Source organism: Candidatus Nanosyncoccus alces (assembly GCF_004138395.1).
In the GTDB taxonomy this organism is placed as follows: domain Bacteria; phylum Patescibacteriota; class Saccharimonadia; order Saccharimonadales; family Saccharimonadaceae; genus Nanosyncoccus; species Nanosyncoccus alces.
On record NZ_PRLM01000006.1, the window covers coordinates 128,489 to 143,081 of the forward strand.

Here is a 14,593-nt window from a genome sequence, read left to right on the forward strand (position 1 = left end):
AGGCGGAATCCTGGAATTTGCACCTTAAAAGGAGAATAAAAAATGACAGATTTATGGATCGAAAATGGCACAAAGTCAAAGTCTACTGGGCTGATTATCGCTCCGGAGAGCTTCGAGCTGAGACGCGACGTCGTCCTCATTGACACGGGCGTGACCTTGCGCAAGGGAAAAGCTTTCTTCACTTATGCAGAGGTTGAAGCTCTGCGGAAACAGAACCAGCTCCCTAAGGGCTGGGAACTGCCCACTTACGAGGAGGCAGAGGCGCTACTCGAGGAATTCGTCGAGAAATCCGACAATACGAGCCACGGTTTCGTGAACAAGCTCAAGCTCGATTTCAGCGGCTACGTATACCCTAAGATGCAGAGATATAACGAGGATCCCTCTGCTGCTGCCTATGAGACTATCGACGGCAACTATCTGGAGGGGCGCTTCTGGGTAGAAAATCCGGATAAGAATTCGCTGTATGCGATTCTTGTAAGGCGACATGGGCTGCCGAAGTTGCAAACTTTCTGCGCCGAAAGCGGAGCCAAGATTCGTCTGGTTCGTCAAATTTCGTAAAGGAGTCTCCTTTAGCCAGCACGTAGTGCTGGCTTTTTTTCTCGCTCCCTAATTTTGACATTTTTAATAAAGTGTGCTATAATAGAAGGATAAGGAGTTTGTTATGTATCAGCAACAAGAGGTGGAGAAAAAAGAACGTCGCAAAATTATCGCTGCCGCAACGGTGGCTGTTGCCTTGATTTTGATTTTGATTGTGGCAATCATCGTAGTTGCGACTAAAAAGTCTAGTCGTACCAGTATCAGCAAAGAAGAAAATAGTTCTTTTGAGCTAAAGGACGAGTCGTCGGAAAATACCGAAGACGAGACCAAGGACCAGGCAGATCAGAAATCTGAGGAGGAAACCAATGAAAACTCCGAAGCGGGCCAGACTCCTGCGATTGGAACTATCTCAACGGAAAAGACTAAGGCTAAAGAAGATAACAAGAGCACAGAATCAACAAAAGCCGAGCAAAAGACCGAAAACGCTACTGTAGTAGTTAGCGATAGCAGGGGAGACATGCCGAATACTGGACCAGAAGATTTCCTTCCTGTTGCTTTGATGGCTGGGATGTTGGCGACTTATTTAACTTCGGCGGTTCTTACTAAAAGAGAAGCTTAGGATTAGTACTTCAAAAAAGCGAGCAAAAGAACTCGCTTTTTTGGTAGTTTATGCTATAATTGGAATACGCCCGGATGGTGGAATTGGTAGACACGTATGCCTTAGGAGCATATGCCGCAAGGTGTGCAGGTTCAAATCCTGTTCCGGGCACCACAGCTGGCCCAGTCGGGCTATTTTTGTTGTGATAGTTGACTTTTAGGAAAAAGAATGCTATAGTAGGGAGGTTGTTATCTACGACAATTAATTTTTTGGAGGTGCTACGAAAAATGGATAACAAAGTAATTTCAAAAGCAATCAATAAGAAGTTCAACGAAAAGACCGCGCGAGCTGCGTACAGCGATTTGAAGATACTGGCGGCAGAAGAAATTCTGCAGCTGACACGCTCAGAGTTTTGTAAGCCTTTGAAGCTTACTGTGTGCGAAAGCGAGAAAGACGGCAAAAAGCGAGTCACGGTCACTGGTGATAAGGTCGGGACTCTGGCGACGCTCCAGTTTGAGGGCAAAAAATGGATTGCGCTGGAAGGTTCTAAAATGACTCTGGAGGAGTTCGAGACTTACACCGATCCCGAGCTCGTGGCCGAGATTATGAGCAACGATACTACCGGCGCATACGAAGAAGATGCCATGATGCCGGATGGACTGGTGCCAATAGTCGAGGCGGTAGAAATTTATTCGAGAGACACTGATGTTCACAAGCTGGTTAAAGACTACATGACCAACAGTATCGGTAAGATATCTTCGAGCGTCAGCGGCATAGCTGAATTAATCAGTTCCATCGACAACGTCGACCAGACCAGAATGCTGACGGCGCTGATTGATGCTCTGGACAACCGACAGAACGAACCCAATACCTATCTGGAGTCCACTTATAAAGATTTTCTGAAGGCTAATCCTTTCGGCGCAGACAAGATAGTGCACGCGCTCTGTGTGGACTACTGGACAATCTCAGACGAGGAATGGCGCCTGCTTGAATCGCCCAAGAGCAAAGTTACGAACAAAGGTAGGACTCCGTTGAGAGAGATTATTCTAAAGAAAGGTGCCCGCTACACCGAAGCGGTTAGAAAAATTGCCGGCAAGGCAGTAATCACCGGAACCATCTATCCAGCAATAACACTCAAGGTAGCGAAAATCCGTCTGGATATTCTCTTCCGGCCGATGTTCTTCGCGGACTAATCTTATTGACCTTTATACCCCGACTTTTAGCCGGGGTATTTTTTAGGTTTTTATTTTTAAATTCCGAAATTTTGATAAGGCATTTTATATGTTATAATCATAACCAAGATGGGGAAAATTACGAAATACTTGAATCAGTTGATTGTTGGTAATGTTTTTGATACTCCAGAGATTTTAGAGGCTTATTCTACTGACCGTTCAGTTTTAAAAATAAAGCCAAAATTTGTAGCTTTCCCAGAGTCTACTGAAGACATTCGCAAGCTAATGCGGTTTTTTAATCAAATCGCCGCGAAAGAAATACCTGTATCAGTGACGGCCCGAGGAACAGGGTTAGATGAAGGTGGGGCAGACCTGTCGTCGGGTGGTTTGGTAATTTCCACCGAAAAATTAAACCGAATGCTAGAAATCGACCCGCGCGAGAGATTAGTACGCGTGCAAGCAGGAATTACTTTGAGAGAATTAAATACCGCATTATCGGTATCCGGGCTAACTATCCCGATTGGCGGTCATAACAATGACACGATTGGGGGATTGATTTCCAATACACCAGTAGATGACAGTGCAGGGAAATATGGTGGAATTGAAAGCTTTGTCGAGCGAGTAGAAGTGATACTGGCGAACGGTGAATGCCTGCAGACTAGCCGTTTAAAAAAATATAATATCGCCAAGAAAGCAACAGAAAAATCTTTAGAAGGCGATATCTACCGCAAAATTTCAAAACTGCTCAAGACAAATGCCGAGTTAGTTAGCGAGATGAGCAAGAATCCCACACATGATTATAGTGGTTACCCAGCGATTGTAAAACTTCAATATAAAGACACGCTAGATTTGATGCCGTTGTTTTTCGGGGCTCAAGGCACGTTGGGCGTTATCTCTGAAGTGATTTTGAAGGCAGTACCACTAAGCAAGCGCCCGTCGCGTGTCGTAGCCACGTTTAAAGAGCTGGACGCAGCTTTGGAGTTTGCCCATAAAGTAAAATCTTTAAGACCACGCAAAATCAATTTTTACGATCTAAAAATTATTCAGGAGGCGCGCGAATCCGGTAAAAACTTAGACGGCGTAATTCGTAAGCTAGAGGACGGTTTTGTAGTACTAGTGAGCTTTGACGGGCGAATAAATAGTTGCGTTAAAAAAGTTGCCAATATACAAAAAGAGTTTCCACGTAACACAAAGTTTATCTTTGAAACACCAGAGAATCGCCTAATTTTGAACGAATTTGAGAACGCTCTTGCGGCGTACTTAAACTCAGCTAAGAGTAGCGAGCGCGTGCCGATTCTGACAGATTTCTATTTACCAGCCCGCAATGTTAGTGGTTTCCTCAAAGATCTAAAGGTATTGGAGCAGAAATTAGATTTGGACTTGGCTTTGTTTGGCTCGTATGCTACTTCTATTTACAGCCTGCGACCAAAATTTAATCTGGAAGACAAAGATTTTAATAAAAAGGCGGCTACTTTTCTTCGCGCGGGGGCTTATATTATTGATCGGCAGGATGGTAAATTAGCCGGTGGTACGCCCGAAGGAAGGTTGAAAGCCGTAGTAACTAATACTAATATGAAGGATGCTGAACAGATTTTGTACAGCGAAGTTAAAAGGATTTTTGACCAAAACAACATTTTGAATCCAGACGTTAAGCTGGGCGCTAATTCTAAATTTACGTTGACACACTTTCGGAGTACGAGTCTGCCGAAAATTATGTTATAATACATGTAACATATAGGAGTTATTATGAAAACTACAGTCAAAAAACTGTCTGCTTCGCGCGTGGAGATTAAAGTCGTTTTGGACGCAAAAGATTTGAAGCCAGCTAAAGAGAAGGCTTTGGAAAAATTAGCCAAAGAAATTCACGTTGAGGGGTTCCGCAAAGGCAAAGTGCCTGTAGATGTGGCAAAGAAGTTTATTCCAGAGAATGACCTGAATGCCGAAACGGTAGATGCTGCAGTGCGCGCTACAGTGATAGAGGCTTTTTCTAAGAATGAAAAATCGCCTTTAGTGCTGCCGAACGTCAATGTTACCAAATATGTACCAGATGAGGTCGTAGAGTATACCGCTACGGCAGATATTATCCCAGAAATCAAGCTCGGTGATTTCAAGAAGCTTGGAGTAAAAAAAGAAGAAGCTAAGATATCAGATAAAGAAATTGGGGAAGTATTAGACAATATTGCAACATCTTTTGCCGAGAAAAAGACGGTAAAACGTGCTGCGGCCGATGGCGACGAGGTAATCATTGATTTTGTAGGCAAAAAAGATGGCGAAGCTTTTAAGGGCGGCTCAGCAAAAGATTATCATCTGACGCTAGGGTCCAAGACGTTTATCCCGGGTTTTGAAGACGGTATTGTCGGGCACGAGCCAGGCGATAAATTTGACCTTAAACTTACTTTCCCGAAAGATTACGGTGTAAAAGATTTGGCTGGCACCAAAACAGTGTTTGAAGTATTGGTAAAACAAATTAATGAGGTGACAAAGCCGGCCGTAAACGACGAAATGGCGAAAAAATGCGGTCCTTTCAAAAATCTGAAGGAGTTAAAAGCCGATATCGAGAAGAATTTGGCTGCACAGAATTCGCATAAGTTAGAGGAAAAATTTAAAGACGACCTTTTAAACGCACTAGTAAAGAAATCTAAGATTCCAGCGCCAGAGATTTTAATAGACGACCAGGTGCGGATGATTAAAGACGATATAACTCGTAATGCCGCTTCTCAAGGTATGAGCTTTGATGATTTTCTGAAGAACAATAACGAAACAATGGAAAATTGGGAGAAAGAAGCTCGCAAAATTGCCGAAGCAAGAGTGAAGGCTTCATTAGCCCTACAAACTTTGGCAGTAGAACAAAAAATTACCGTTTCTGATGATTTAGTGACGGCAAAAATCGCCGAACTAAAAGACGTATACAAGAAGTCGCCCGAAGCGCTCAAGAGCTTAAAAGATCCAAATGTAAAAATGGATATCAAAAATCGGATGATTATCGAAAAGACGTTAGAGTTTTTGGCCAAAGAAAACGAAAAATAGTGGAAAAATTAAGAGATTTGTGATATAATAGGCGCAAGAGTTTCAGCCGGTTTTGTGATTGCTGTGAGCAGACTGGCAAATAGTGGACACTAGATGTAGGGTTTTATGGCGTGTTTTAGCCATTGGAACGCTATATGTAGCGTGTTGAAGTTCACTATATATTATATGTTAATCTAAAGAGGAAAGATTTAATGCCAACTATTAATCAGTTGATTCGTAAGCCTCGTAAGAAAGCTGCGAAAAAATCCAAGTCCCCAGCGCTGGGTTCCATCGTGAACACTCTAAAAACCAAGCGCTACGAAAAGGCAGCGCCTTTGAAGCGTGGGGTATGTATCAAAGTAACAACTAAGACTCCGAAAAAACCAAACTCTGCGATGCGAAAAGTTGCTCGTGTCCGTCTTACCAATGGGCAAGAAGTTTGGGCCTACATTGGTGGCGAGGGCCACAACTTACAAGAGCACGCTGTGGTGTTGGTGCGTGGCGGTCGTGTGCCGGACCTTCCAGGTGTACGCTACCACATCGTACGCGGAACCTTAGATCTTCAAGGAGTACAAGGTCGCAAGCAAGGTCGTAGTAAATACGGCGCAAAGAAGGAGGGTAAGTAATTATGCCACGTAAGACTACCAAATCTTTGGTTCGTAAAGTTAACCCGGATCGTAAGTATCAATCCATGCTAGTACAGAGGCTTATCAATAAGTCTATGTTGGATGGCAAAAAGCAAGTAGCTGAACGTGCAGTATATTCCGCAATCGAAGGTGCTGCCAAGAAACTAAAGTCCGAGAACCCAGTAGAAGTTTTGGAAAAAGCAATTGCTAATGTCTCTCCGGATTTTGAAGTAAAATCACGTCGGGTAGGCGGCGCTAACTACCAGATTCCGTTCCCGATTGCCGGACACCGACAACTCCACTTTGCGTTTTCTTGGCTAGTGCAGTCTGCACGCGCTCGCAGCGGCATGCCTTATGCTAAACGCCTAGAAGCAGAGATCGTAGACGCTTATAATGAAACCGGTGCTGCTTTCAAGAAGAAAGAAGATTGTCACCGCATGGCGGAGGCGAACCGCGCATTCGCACACTTTGCAAGATAAATCTTGCAACCAAAAACAACCGTTTCGTACGGTTGTTTTTTGTGTTTTCGTGATATAATAGACATAAGTAGAATTAGGAGGTAACATGGTAAAGGTGGCGATTAACGGCTTTGGGAGAATTGGCCGGAATGCGTTGAAAATATTATTAGAGCGTCGGGACGCGCAAGTGGTAGCGATTAATGACATCACTGATGCTAAAACTTTGGCACATCTTTTGAAACATGATTCTTCCTACGGAGCTTACGACAAAAAGATTTCCGCGGGCGAAAAATCGATTTTTATAAATTCACGCGAAATCCCAGTTTTTGCCGAAAAAGATCCGGCAGCCTTACCGTGGAAAAACTTGGGTGTAGATGTGGTAATAGAATCTACCGGATTTTTTACTAAACCAGAAGATGCTCGTGCGCATATTAAGGCTGGCGCGAAGAAGGTGGTGATTTCGGCCCCAGCTAAAGGTGGGGGCGCCAAAACCGTAGTACTAGGTGTAAATGAGGAAATCGTAAAAACGGATGATGAAATCATTTCCAACGCTTCTTGTACTACTAATTGCATAGCGCCAGTTATGAAAGTACTAGAGGATGAGTTCGGCATAGATAAGGCCATGATGACTACTGTACATTCTTACACTGGTTCACAACGAATCCTAGATGCGCCAGCCAAAGACTTACGCGAGGCTAGAAGCGCAGCAGAAAACATAGTACCGACTTCTACTGGAGCGTCTAAGGCTGCGGCTTTGACTATTCCTAGCCTAAAGGATAGATTCAATGGACTGTCAATTCGCGTACCTACACCGGTAGTTTCGTTGTCCGATATTACCGCGATTTTAAAACGTGATACTACCAAAGAAGATCTAGTCCGCCTCTTTAAGAAGACTGCCAAAGAGCCATACTACGAGGGGATCATTGGGGTAACTGAAGAGGAGTTAGTATCATCTGATTTTATTGGTGATCCACATTCTTGCGTAGTAGATTTGCCATTAATTGATGTCGTTGGTGGCAATATGGTAAAAATCGTGGCTTGGTACGATAATGAGTGGGGGTATTCTAATCGCTTAGTAGAGCTAGCTGTAGACTTTGGAAAGGGCGCTTAATGAAGGTCTTTGTGGGTGCAGACTATCGCGGGTTGAAGCTAAAGGATAGTTTGGCAAAGTTTTTAGTAGAACAGGGTTGCGAGGTGGTCGATAAGGGCGCCTATGAATACGTTGAGGGCGACGACTTTAACGATGCAGCAATAGCAGTAGCGAAGGAAGTACGTGAAAATCCTAATACTCTAGGAGTTTTGGTTTGTGATTCGGCACATGGTGTGACTATACAGGCCAACCGATTCAAGGGCGTCCGAGCGGCACACTGTGAGAATACAGAATCCGCAAGATTGGCTCGTGAGCACGATGATGCCAATGTGCTATGTTTATCTGCGCACTTCGTTGATGACGAAAAGGCAAACAAAATTGCATCTACTTTTATTGAAACAGGTTTTGAGAATTTGGAACGCCGAGTGCGGCGAATTAATCGTTTAGACGAAAGGGGAGATTATGATTAGAACTGTCTCGATAGTGCCGACGGTTTTGTCCGATAATAAACAAGAGTATCGCGAGCAAATAGAGAGGATTAATGCCTTTACGCGTCGTGTACAGATAGATGTTACGGATGGCGAATTTGCTCCTTCCGAAACGTTAGACATCACCAATATTTGGTGGCCGAAGAACTGGGAAGCTGATTTGCATCTTATGGTATCCAAACCTTCGGAATATGTCGACACTATTTTAAAACTCAGTCCAGCTTTATGTATTTTGCATGCTGAGGCCAGCGAAGATTTATTGCCGACTTTCAATACTTTAAAAAATGCGGGTATTAGAGTGGGTGTGGCATTGCTGCCAACTACATACCCGGGTAATGTAAAACAATATATCGAGGCAGCGGACCATGTATTAATCTTCGCTGGACATTTGGGGGTGCAAGGGGGACAAGCCGATATGATGCAAACAGAAAAAATCCCGCTAGTTCGCAATATGAAGCCAGAGGTAGAGATTGGCTGGGATGGCGGAGCTAATATCTCCAACGTGCGTGCCCTTGCGCATGCAGATCTGGATGTAATTAATGTAGGTGCGGCGATAGCGCTGTCTCCTAATCCTGCTGAAACATTCCAAGAGTTAGTGGCCGAAATTGATAAAAATGGGGTAGTTTTGTGATGGCAAGAATTGTCTCGCTCGGAAGTGCTCTACAGGATATTTATCTAATAGACCACGATGACCTAGTGGCAACTAGCATTGGCGATGCGTCAATTTTTGGTAAAGTCTTAGTTGGGTCCAAGGTAGACATTGATAAGCTTTCTTACGAAGTGGGTGGTGGCGGAGTTAACTCGGCGATTACTTTTGCGCGGCATGGTCATGAAGCAATCTTTTTAGGCAATGTTGCGCGCGACCCAGCTGGGGCAGCAATTATCAAAGCTTTGGACCGCGAGGGTGTAGATACGAGCTACATTAATTTTTTGGAGCGCAAGACTACTGGTACTTCTGTAGTATTACTAGATACCAAAAGTGGAGAGCGTACAATATTGACTTGTCGTGGAGCGAGCGAGCAGTTTGGGAATTTTTCAGAGGGAGATTTAGATTTGGCCCAACCAGATTGGCTTTATGTTACGACTTTGCGTGGCGATATGGATACTTTAACGCGATTCTTTAAAAAAGCTCATGCGATGGGCGTAAAGATTATGTTCAATCCTGGAGTAAAGGAGTTAGAGAACGCCAAAGAGTTAATTGGTTTATTAAAGTATGTAGATGTATTGAACGTTAATAAATCTGAGGCAGCCAAAATCGTGCCAGGTGCGACGTTGGTTGAATTGTTGTATAGGTTGAGCAGCTACGTGGAAACAGTGATTATTACAGATGGTGCGATGGGCGGTATTGCTGGAAATGGTGCGGAAGTTTATAGATTTGGCATCTACGAAGACCGCCAGGTAAAGGACGCAACCGGGGCTGGTGATGCGTTTGGTTCAGGACTCTTGGCACATTTGGCGGCCGGCAAATCATTCAAAAGCTCGTTAATATTCGCTTCAGCTAACTCTACTGCGGTAGTGTCCAAGCTTGGCGCGAACAAAGGGATTCTTACTGGCAGTGAACCGCTTCACCCAATGCCAATGCAAAAATTGTAAGGAATTTTATGTTAAAAACTGAAGAGGAATTATTAAAAAAATTATCGATTGCCGATTTGGAACGTGCTAACGCTTATGCCAAAGATTTAGGGCGGGGATTACAGATAGTACGATCGTTTTCGCAAGGGGTGACCTTCTTTGGCTCGGCAAGGCTAGCACAGAATAATAAGTATTGTAAAATGGCCTATAAGTTAGGAGGGCTACTAGCAGAAAATGGGCACACCGTGATTACTGGTGGTGGGCCAGGAATCATGGAAGCAGCCAACCATGGCGCCTACGAATTAGGCGGCAGATCCATTGGTCTTAACATTACGCTTGCGCATGAACAATTTCCCAACCCATACCTTACGGACTGCATAACTTTTGAGTATTTTTTTGCGCGTAAAGTTTCGCTCGCGATGTCGGCAAAGGTTTTTGTATTTTTTCCAGGCGGATTCGGAACAATGGATGAGTTGTCCGAAATTTTGTGTTTGATGCAAGAAGCAAAAATGCCGAAAATGCCAGTATTTTTGATTGGAAAAGATTACTGGAAGGCATTTGATAAAATTATTGGTAAGATGATGATGCTGAAACTGATAAACGTAAAAGATGCAGGGATTTTTACGATTACAGATGATGTGCAAAAAGTAGTAGATGCTGCTAATAAGATTGGGCATCCGAAGATTTCGGAGAATTTCTATGACGGGTTTAGGGAAGCATCATCATTAGCGACAAAATAAGTTCGTCAAACCAAGCCTAGAATTGCTCTCCGAGATGCGAATTAATTCATTATATTTGGCAATACGTTCAGAACGGGAAAGAGAACCGGTTTTGATTTGTCCAGTGCCAAGGCCGACTGCCAAGTGGGCGATAGAGACATCTTCGGTTTCGCCAGAACGGTGTGACATAATAGTTTTGTAACCAGATTTTTTAGCTAAAAGCACCGCGTCAATAGTTTCCGACAAAGTGCCAATCTGGTTTGGTTTGATCAATATGGCATTGGCCGCTTTTTCGGTAATACCGCGTTCTAGTAACTTAACATTAGTGACGAATAAATCGTCCCCTACTAGTTGTACGCGATTACCGAGGCGTTCAGTCAGGATTTTCCAGTTGGCCCAATCGTTTTCAGCTAGGCCATCCTCAATAGACACTACTGGATAATTGTCAATGATCCACGTATACCAATTAATTAAATCGTCTGCTGATTTCCAGTCTCCATTAGTTTTAAGCACGTAATGATCCTTGTCGTAAAACTCGCTAGCAGCAATATCCATGGCAATAGCGATATCTTTGCCGAATTGATATCTTGTTTTGTCTACTGCATATTTAATGCATTCGAGTGGTTCGTTGTTACCTTCACGTACCCTAGGAGCGTAACCGCCTTCATCGCCTACCGTGGTCGGATAGTTACGTTCTTCCAGAACTTTTTTTAAGGCATGGAAGACTTCCGCTCCCATTTGCACGGCTTCAGCAATATTGCCGGCACCAACTGGCACAATCATGTATTCTTGAAAATCTGTAGCCCATGAAGCATGTTCACCACCATTCATAACGTTCATCATCGGCAAGGGAATAGACATTTCTCTTGTAGTACCAGCAAGTTCTGCAATATATTTATAGAATGGCATCTTCCGAGCACGCGCATTGGCTTTAGCGTTAGCCAGGGAAACAGCCAATATTGCATTGGCGCCAAGATTGGATTTATTCTCGGTGCCATCTAGTTCTAGCATCATCTCGTCCACCGCACGTAGATCGGCCGTATTGCCTACCAGCACGTCCCTAATCTTAGAATTCACATTCCAAACAGCTTTAAAAACACTTTTTCCATTATAGCGGCTCTCGTCGCCATCTCTGAGTTCCAGTGCTTCGAGAGTACCAGTGGAGGCTCCAGAAGGCACAATAGCCCGACCGAAGGTACCATTCTCTAGAAAGACTTCAGCTTCTACCGTTGGGTTGCCTCTAGAATCTAAAACTTGTCTTGCTTTGATATCTGAAATCATAAAATTATCCATAAACATTATTATAACATGTTATAATTAAACATAAGAATCGTTAAAACAAGGAGTTTTTTAATGAATGAAAACCCAGGGGAAACGCCAAATCCTCTTAACCCAAACCCGGTCATGAGCCAGCCTAACCCGGTATCTGCGCCGGCGCAACAGGTATCAGGAAACATGACCTCTACAGTGGCAGTAGGATCTCTAGCACCGACTGGCCGGCCGATGGAACAAGCTGCACCAGCAACGCTTCCGGTGAAAAAGAAGAAGACCGGGCTAATTGCTGGGATAATTGCCGCAGCAGCAGTGCTGCTAATAGGTGGCGTTGCAGCCGCTATAGTTCTTATTAATCTCAATAAGACCGACCCTGTCACTGCGGCTATGAATAAGATCATGAGCGGTAATGCTCCGGCTAACGTAGCAATTGATGGAGATATCAACATAGCAATAAATGATCAATTCTCGCCAATTTCTAACGTGAAGATTACCCTGAATTCGGGTTTAATCACCAGTTCGATGATTAACAATTCTTCGGCAAAGGTGACGGCGACCATCCGCAATGTAGGGGATTTATCGATTGATTTTGACGAAGTTTATGCAGGAAATGGCGACCTATACTTCAAGATCGATGGGGCACAAAGTGCTCTCGAAGAGTCTGGTTTGTTGTATCTTTTGAACCTATCCGGACAGTTGCCGGCGGAGGTAGATTGTGGCGATGATGGTTATTGCCAGACAACGGAGCTCGAGGAAATACTTTGCACCGACGAAGAGTGCGAAGGCCTGGAAATTAATGACACAGAGCTGAATGTCTTGGGTGATGGCGCACAGAATATGCTGAACTCAGATACTATCGAGTATTTTGCTTCTATGCTCGAAATCGTAGATGTGATTGATGGAGAATGGTTGAGAGTCTCGGTGGACGAATTAAATGTCCTGAATGAAGGGCTTGTAGCAGAGAGTGATATAAGCTGTATCACCAATTTAGTGAGCGACATCAATACTAATAGCAATAGTTCAGCGGAGTTATATAGCAAATATCCGTTCATAACCTCCACAAATGAGAACGTCTCGATCGAAAGCAAAGATTACCCTGTGTACCAGGTTGTAGTAGACAGCGAAAATTTTGCAAATTATGTCAATTCTATCCAAAATTCTGAAATGACAGCAAATCTATATTCTTGTTTAAACTGGAGCGATAACGTTAGAATCAGTGGAGAAGACGTGGTAGAAATAGTGAATGACTTCCCGACAATTTACGCAGAAGTCGACAATGATTATAATTTTACTCGTCTTTATCTTGCTTCCAGTCTTAATGACAACAAAGTCACCTTAACGATTGATTTAGGCTTTTCTTACCCGACTAATGTCAATGTGCCGGAACCGGTAGAATACACGGACTTTTCGGATGTATTGCAAGAGGTTTTCTCTAGTATGTATGATCTACCAGTTGACAATTAGACATAAGTGTGATATAATTAGAAGATGAATGAGGCTTTAAAACAAAAACTCAGTAAACTCCCGGTGGCTCCGGGGGTTTATTTTCATAAGAACACTGTAGGCGAAATAATATATGTAGGGAAGGCGGCAGTGTTAAAAAATCGCGTAAGACAATATTTCCAAAAAACACACAAGGATGTAAAAACTGAAGCTTTGGTGCGTGAGATTGCCGATACTGATTGGATTGTAGTGGATACCGAAATGGATGCACTATTTTTGGAATCCGAGATGATTAAACGCTACATGCCAAAGTGGAATATTTTGCTTCGCGACGATAAAACCGTGAGCTATGTGAGGATCAACATGAAAGACGAGGTTCCTTATGTATCTTTCACACGTAATCCAATGGACGACAAGGCGACTTATATTGGACCGTTTTACGGGAAGTCTGCAGTAGAAAAAGCCGTAAGAGTCTTGAGGCGAATTTTCCCATATTATACCCGCCCCTATAATGGTAAAAAGACTTTGGATACTGACCTAGGACTAACTCCAGGAATAGAAATTGGGAAAACCTCGGCCAAAGATTACAAACGGAATCTTAGGAAGTTAATTCGGTATTTAGAGGGTGACCGTGAAAAATTACTGAAAGAGTTAGAAAAAACTATGTTGAACGAGTCCAGCAAGGGGAATTACGAACTTGCCGCCGAGGCACGCAACCAGTTGTTTGGCTTAAGAGAGCTAAAGAAAAAAATTGTCTTTTCAGACAAAGAATTCTTGGATATTTCAAATGATCAGGCTTTGCGACAATTGCAAGAGTTACTAAACTTGTCCGAGCCACCGCGCCGTATAGAGGGTTACGATATTTCACACCAATCTGGGGTCAACACGGTAGGAAGTATGGTAGTATTTATTAATGGGGCGGCGGCGAGAAGCGAGTATCGTAAATTTAAGGTTCGCACTAGCACGAGTGATGATTTAAAGAGTTTGCGAGAGGTGATTTCGCGAAGACTAAAGCATAAGGAGTGGGAATATCCGGATTTAATGATCTTAGACGGTGGGATTACGCAAGTAAAAGCGGTTCTGCCATTAGTGGAACAGTATAATATACCAGTGATCGGACGCAATAAGTCGGGCAATCACTCAAAAAGTGCGAGCGTGACTCTAGTGTTTCCAAAGCGTTCCGACCTTGAGGCGCGTCCAAAGTCCTCTTCTTCGGATTGCCAGCCTCCAGATTCCCCCGGATTGGAACATCTGGAACTACCCAGTGGCTCGCATATTTCACGCCTGATTGCGCGGATAGATGAAGAGGCACATAGATTCGCTATCGCCTACCACTCTTTACTCAAAAGAAAGAACATGCTAAAATAATTCTAGGAGTTATTTTATGCAAATAGGAAATTTTCTAGAAATTGTTACTTTTATTTCGGCGATTTTGACTATTCTTCTGATATTATTGCAACAACGTGGAGCGTCTTTGGGGGCGGGGTTTGGTAGCTCTGGTGAGCTATATACGACTAGACGTGGCTTAGAAAAATCTCTTTTTATTGCAACAATCGTGTTTGCAATAGTGTTTGTATTATCTATCTTGGGGCTATTATTAATTCCGGCATAA

General features: G+C 43.5%; 16 protein-coding genes and 1 tRNA gene. 16 read left to right on the top strand and 1 reads right to left on the bottom strand.

The window, feature by feature from the left end:
• Positions 1–42 precede the first annotated feature (42 nt).
• The 13 genes from G3RUM_RS03260 (at position 43) to G3RUM_RS03320 (ending at position 10,287) form a co-directional block, all read left to right on the top strand.
• On the top strand, positions 43–558 hold the full coding sequence (locus G3RUM_RS03260; protein WP_129735335.1) for a hypothetical protein: 516 nt from the start codon (positions 43–45) through the stop codon (positions 556–558).
• 103 nt (positions 559–661) lie between these two features.
• Positions 662–1,156: a hypothetical protein gene (locus tag G3RUM_RS03265; RefSeq protein WP_129735337.1), complete on the top strand. Its 495-nt coding sequence runs from the start codon at positions 662–664 to the stop codon at positions 1,154–1,156.
• A gap of 68 nt (positions 1,157–1,224) precedes the next feature.
• A tRNA-Leu gene (locus tag G3RUM_RS03270) sits at positions 1,225–1,309 on the top strand.
• Between the two features lie 113 nt (positions 1,310–1,422).
• On the top strand, positions 1,423–2,328 hold the full coding sequence (locus tag G3RUM_RS03275; protein ID WP_129735339.1) for a hypothetical protein: 906 nt from the start codon (positions 1,423–1,425) through the stop codon (positions 2,326–2,328).
• 108 nt (positions 2,329–2,436) lie between these two features.
• Positions 2,437–4,029, top strand: a complete 1,593-nt coding sequence (locus G3RUM_RS03280) for an FAD-binding oxidoreductase (RefSeq protein WP_129735341.1) — start codon at positions 2,437–2,439, stop codon at positions 4,027–4,029.
• Positions 4,030–4,053: 24 nt separating this feature from the next.
• Entirely contained in the window at positions 4,054–5,334 is a 1,281-nt protein-coding gene (gene tig / locus G3RUM_RS03285; RefSeq protein ID WP_129735343.1) for a trigger factor, read from the top strand.
• A 191-nt stretch (positions 5,335–5,525) separates the two neighbouring features.
• The gene (gene rpsL, locus G3RUM_RS03290) at positions 5,526–5,939 is read left to right on the top strand and encodes a 30S ribosomal protein S12 (protein ID WP_129735345.1); all 414 of its coding nucleotides are present in this window, start codon (positions 5,526–5,528) and stop codon (positions 5,937–5,939) included.
• 2 nt (positions 5,940–5,941) lie between these two features.
• A complete protein-coding gene (rpsG, locus tag G3RUM_RS03295) occupies positions 5,942–6,418 on the top strand; it encodes a 30S ribosomal protein S7 (RefSeq protein ID WP_129735347.1) in 477 nt (158 codons plus the stop codon).
• An 85-nt stretch (positions 6,419–6,503) separates the two neighbouring features.
• Positions 6,504–7,508: a type I glyceraldehyde-3-phosphate dehydrogenase gene (gene gap / locus G3RUM_RS03300; RefSeq protein ID WP_129735349.1), complete on the top strand. Its 1,005-nt coding sequence runs from the start codon at positions 6,504–6,506 to the stop codon at positions 7,506–7,508.
• Entirely contained in the window at positions 7,508–7,957 is a 450-nt protein-coding gene (locus tag G3RUM_RS03305; protein ID WP_129735351.1) for an RpiB/LacA/LacB family sugar-phosphate isomerase, read from the top strand. The genes gap and G3RUM_RS03305 overlap by 1 nt, the downstream gene beginning before the upstream one ends.
• Positions 7,950–8,606, top strand: a complete 657-nt coding sequence (locus G3RUM_RS03310; RefSeq protein WP_129735353.1) for a beta/alpha barrel domain-containing protein — start codon at positions 7,950–7,952, stop codon at positions 8,604–8,606. Before G3RUM_RS03305 ends, G3RUM_RS03310 begins: the two co-directional genes overlap by 8 nt.
• On the top strand, positions 8,606–9,568 hold the full coding sequence (locus tag G3RUM_RS03315; protein ID WP_129735355.1) for a carbohydrate kinase family protein: 963 nt from the start codon (positions 8,606–8,608) through the stop codon (positions 9,566–9,568). The genes G3RUM_RS03310 and G3RUM_RS03315 overlap by 1 nt, the downstream gene beginning before the upstream one ends.
• A gap of 8 nt (positions 9,569–9,576) precedes the next feature.
• On the top strand, positions 9,577–10,287 hold the full coding sequence (locus G3RUM_RS03320) for an LOG family protein (RefSeq protein ID WP_129735357.1): 711 nt from the start codon (positions 9,577–9,579) through the stop codon (positions 10,285–10,287).
• Here the strand turns inward: G3RUM_RS03320 and eno are convergent.
• On the bottom strand, positions 10,273–11,559 hold the full coding sequence (gene eno, locus G3RUM_RS03325) for a phosphopyruvate hydratase (protein ID WP_320410494.1): 1,287 nt from the start codon (positions 11,557–11,559) through the stop codon (positions 10,273–10,275). The genes G3RUM_RS03320 and eno overlap by 15 nt on opposite strands.
• Before the next feature lie 60 nt (positions 11,560–11,619).
• On the opposite strand from eno, the gene G3RUM_RS03330 reads away from it, so the two are divergent.
• The 3 genes from G3RUM_RS03330 to secG are packed head-to-tail and all read left to right on the top strand — an operon-like array spanning position 11,620 to position 14,593.
• Positions 11,620–13,002, top strand: coding sequence for a hypothetical protein (locus G3RUM_RS03330; protein ID WP_129735359.1), 1,383 nt, complete (start codon positions 11,620–11,622; stop codon positions 13,000–13,002).
• 24 nt (positions 13,003–13,026) lie between these two features.
• Positions 13,027–14,349, top strand: coding sequence for a GIY-YIG nuclease family protein (locus tag G3RUM_RS03335; RefSeq protein ID WP_129735361.1), 1,323 nt, complete (start codon positions 13,027–13,029; stop codon positions 14,347–14,349).
• Positions 14,350–14,365: 16 nt separating this feature from the next.
• Positions 14,366–14,593 carry a preprotein translocase subunit SecG gene (gene secG / locus G3RUM_RS03340; RefSeq protein WP_164998357.1) on the top strand — a complete coding sequence of 76 codons (228 nt, stop codon included), beginning with the start codon at positions 14,366–14,368 and terminating at the stop codon, positions 14,591–14,593.

Coding starts and splice junctions, on each gene's coding strand:
- gap (WP_129735349.1), top strand. CDS start 6,504: ATGGTAAAGGTGGCGATTAACGGCTTTGGGAGAATTGGCCGGAATGCG.
- G3RUM_RS03335 (WP_129735361.1), top strand. CDS start 13,027: ATGAATGAGGCTTTAAAACAAAAACTCAGTAAACTCCCGGTGGCTCCG.
- G3RUM_RS03310 (WP_129735353.1), top strand. CDS start 7,950: ATGATTAGAACTGTCTCGATAGTGCCGACGGTTTTGTCCGATAATAAA.
- rpsL (WP_129735345.1), top strand. CDS start 5,526: ATGCCAACTATTAATCAGTTGATTCGTAAGCCTCGTAAGAAAGCTGCG.
- G3RUM_RS03260 (WP_129735335.1), top strand. CDS start 43: ATGACAGATTTATGGATCGAAAATGGCACAAAGTCAAAGTCTACTGGG.
- G3RUM_RS03320 (WP_129735357.1), top strand. CDS start 9,577: ATGTTAAAAACTGAAGAGGAATTATTAAAAAAATTATCGATTGCCGAT.
- eno (WP_320410494.1), bottom strand. CDS start 11,559: ATGGATAATTTTATGATTTCAGATATCAAAGCAAGACAAGTTTTAGAT.
- tig (WP_129735343.1), top strand. CDS start 4,054: ATGAAAACTACAGTCAAAAAACTGTCTGCTTCGCGCGTGGAGATTAAA.
- secG (WP_164998357.1), top strand. CDS start 14,366: ATGCAAATAGGAAATTTTCTAGAAATTGTTACTTTTATTTCGGCGATT.
- rpsG (WP_129735347.1), top strand. CDS start 5,942: ATGCCACGTAAGACTACCAAATCTTTGGTTCGTAAAGTTAACCCGGAT.
- G3RUM_RS03315 (WP_129735355.1), top strand. CDS start 8,606: ATGGCAAGAATTGTCTCGCTCGGAAGTGCTCTACAGGATATTTATCTA.
- G3RUM_RS03305 (WP_129735351.1), top strand. CDS start 7,508: ATGAAGGTCTTTGTGGGTGCAGACTATCGCGGGTTGAAGCTAAAGGAT.
- G3RUM_RS03330 (WP_129735359.1), top strand. CDS start 11,620: ATGAATGAAAACCCAGGGGAAACGCCAAATCCTCTTAACCCAAACCCG.
- G3RUM_RS03265 (WP_129735337.1), top strand. CDS start 662: ATGTATCAGCAACAAGAGGTGGAGAAAAAAGAACGTCGCAAAATTATC.
- G3RUM_RS03280 (WP_129735341.1), top strand. CDS start 2,437: ATGGGGAAAATTACGAAATACTTGAATCAGTTGATTGTTGGTAATGTT.
- G3RUM_RS03275 (WP_129735339.1), top strand. CDS start 1,423: ATGGATAACAAAGTAATTTCAAAAGCAATCAATAAGAAGTTCAACGAA.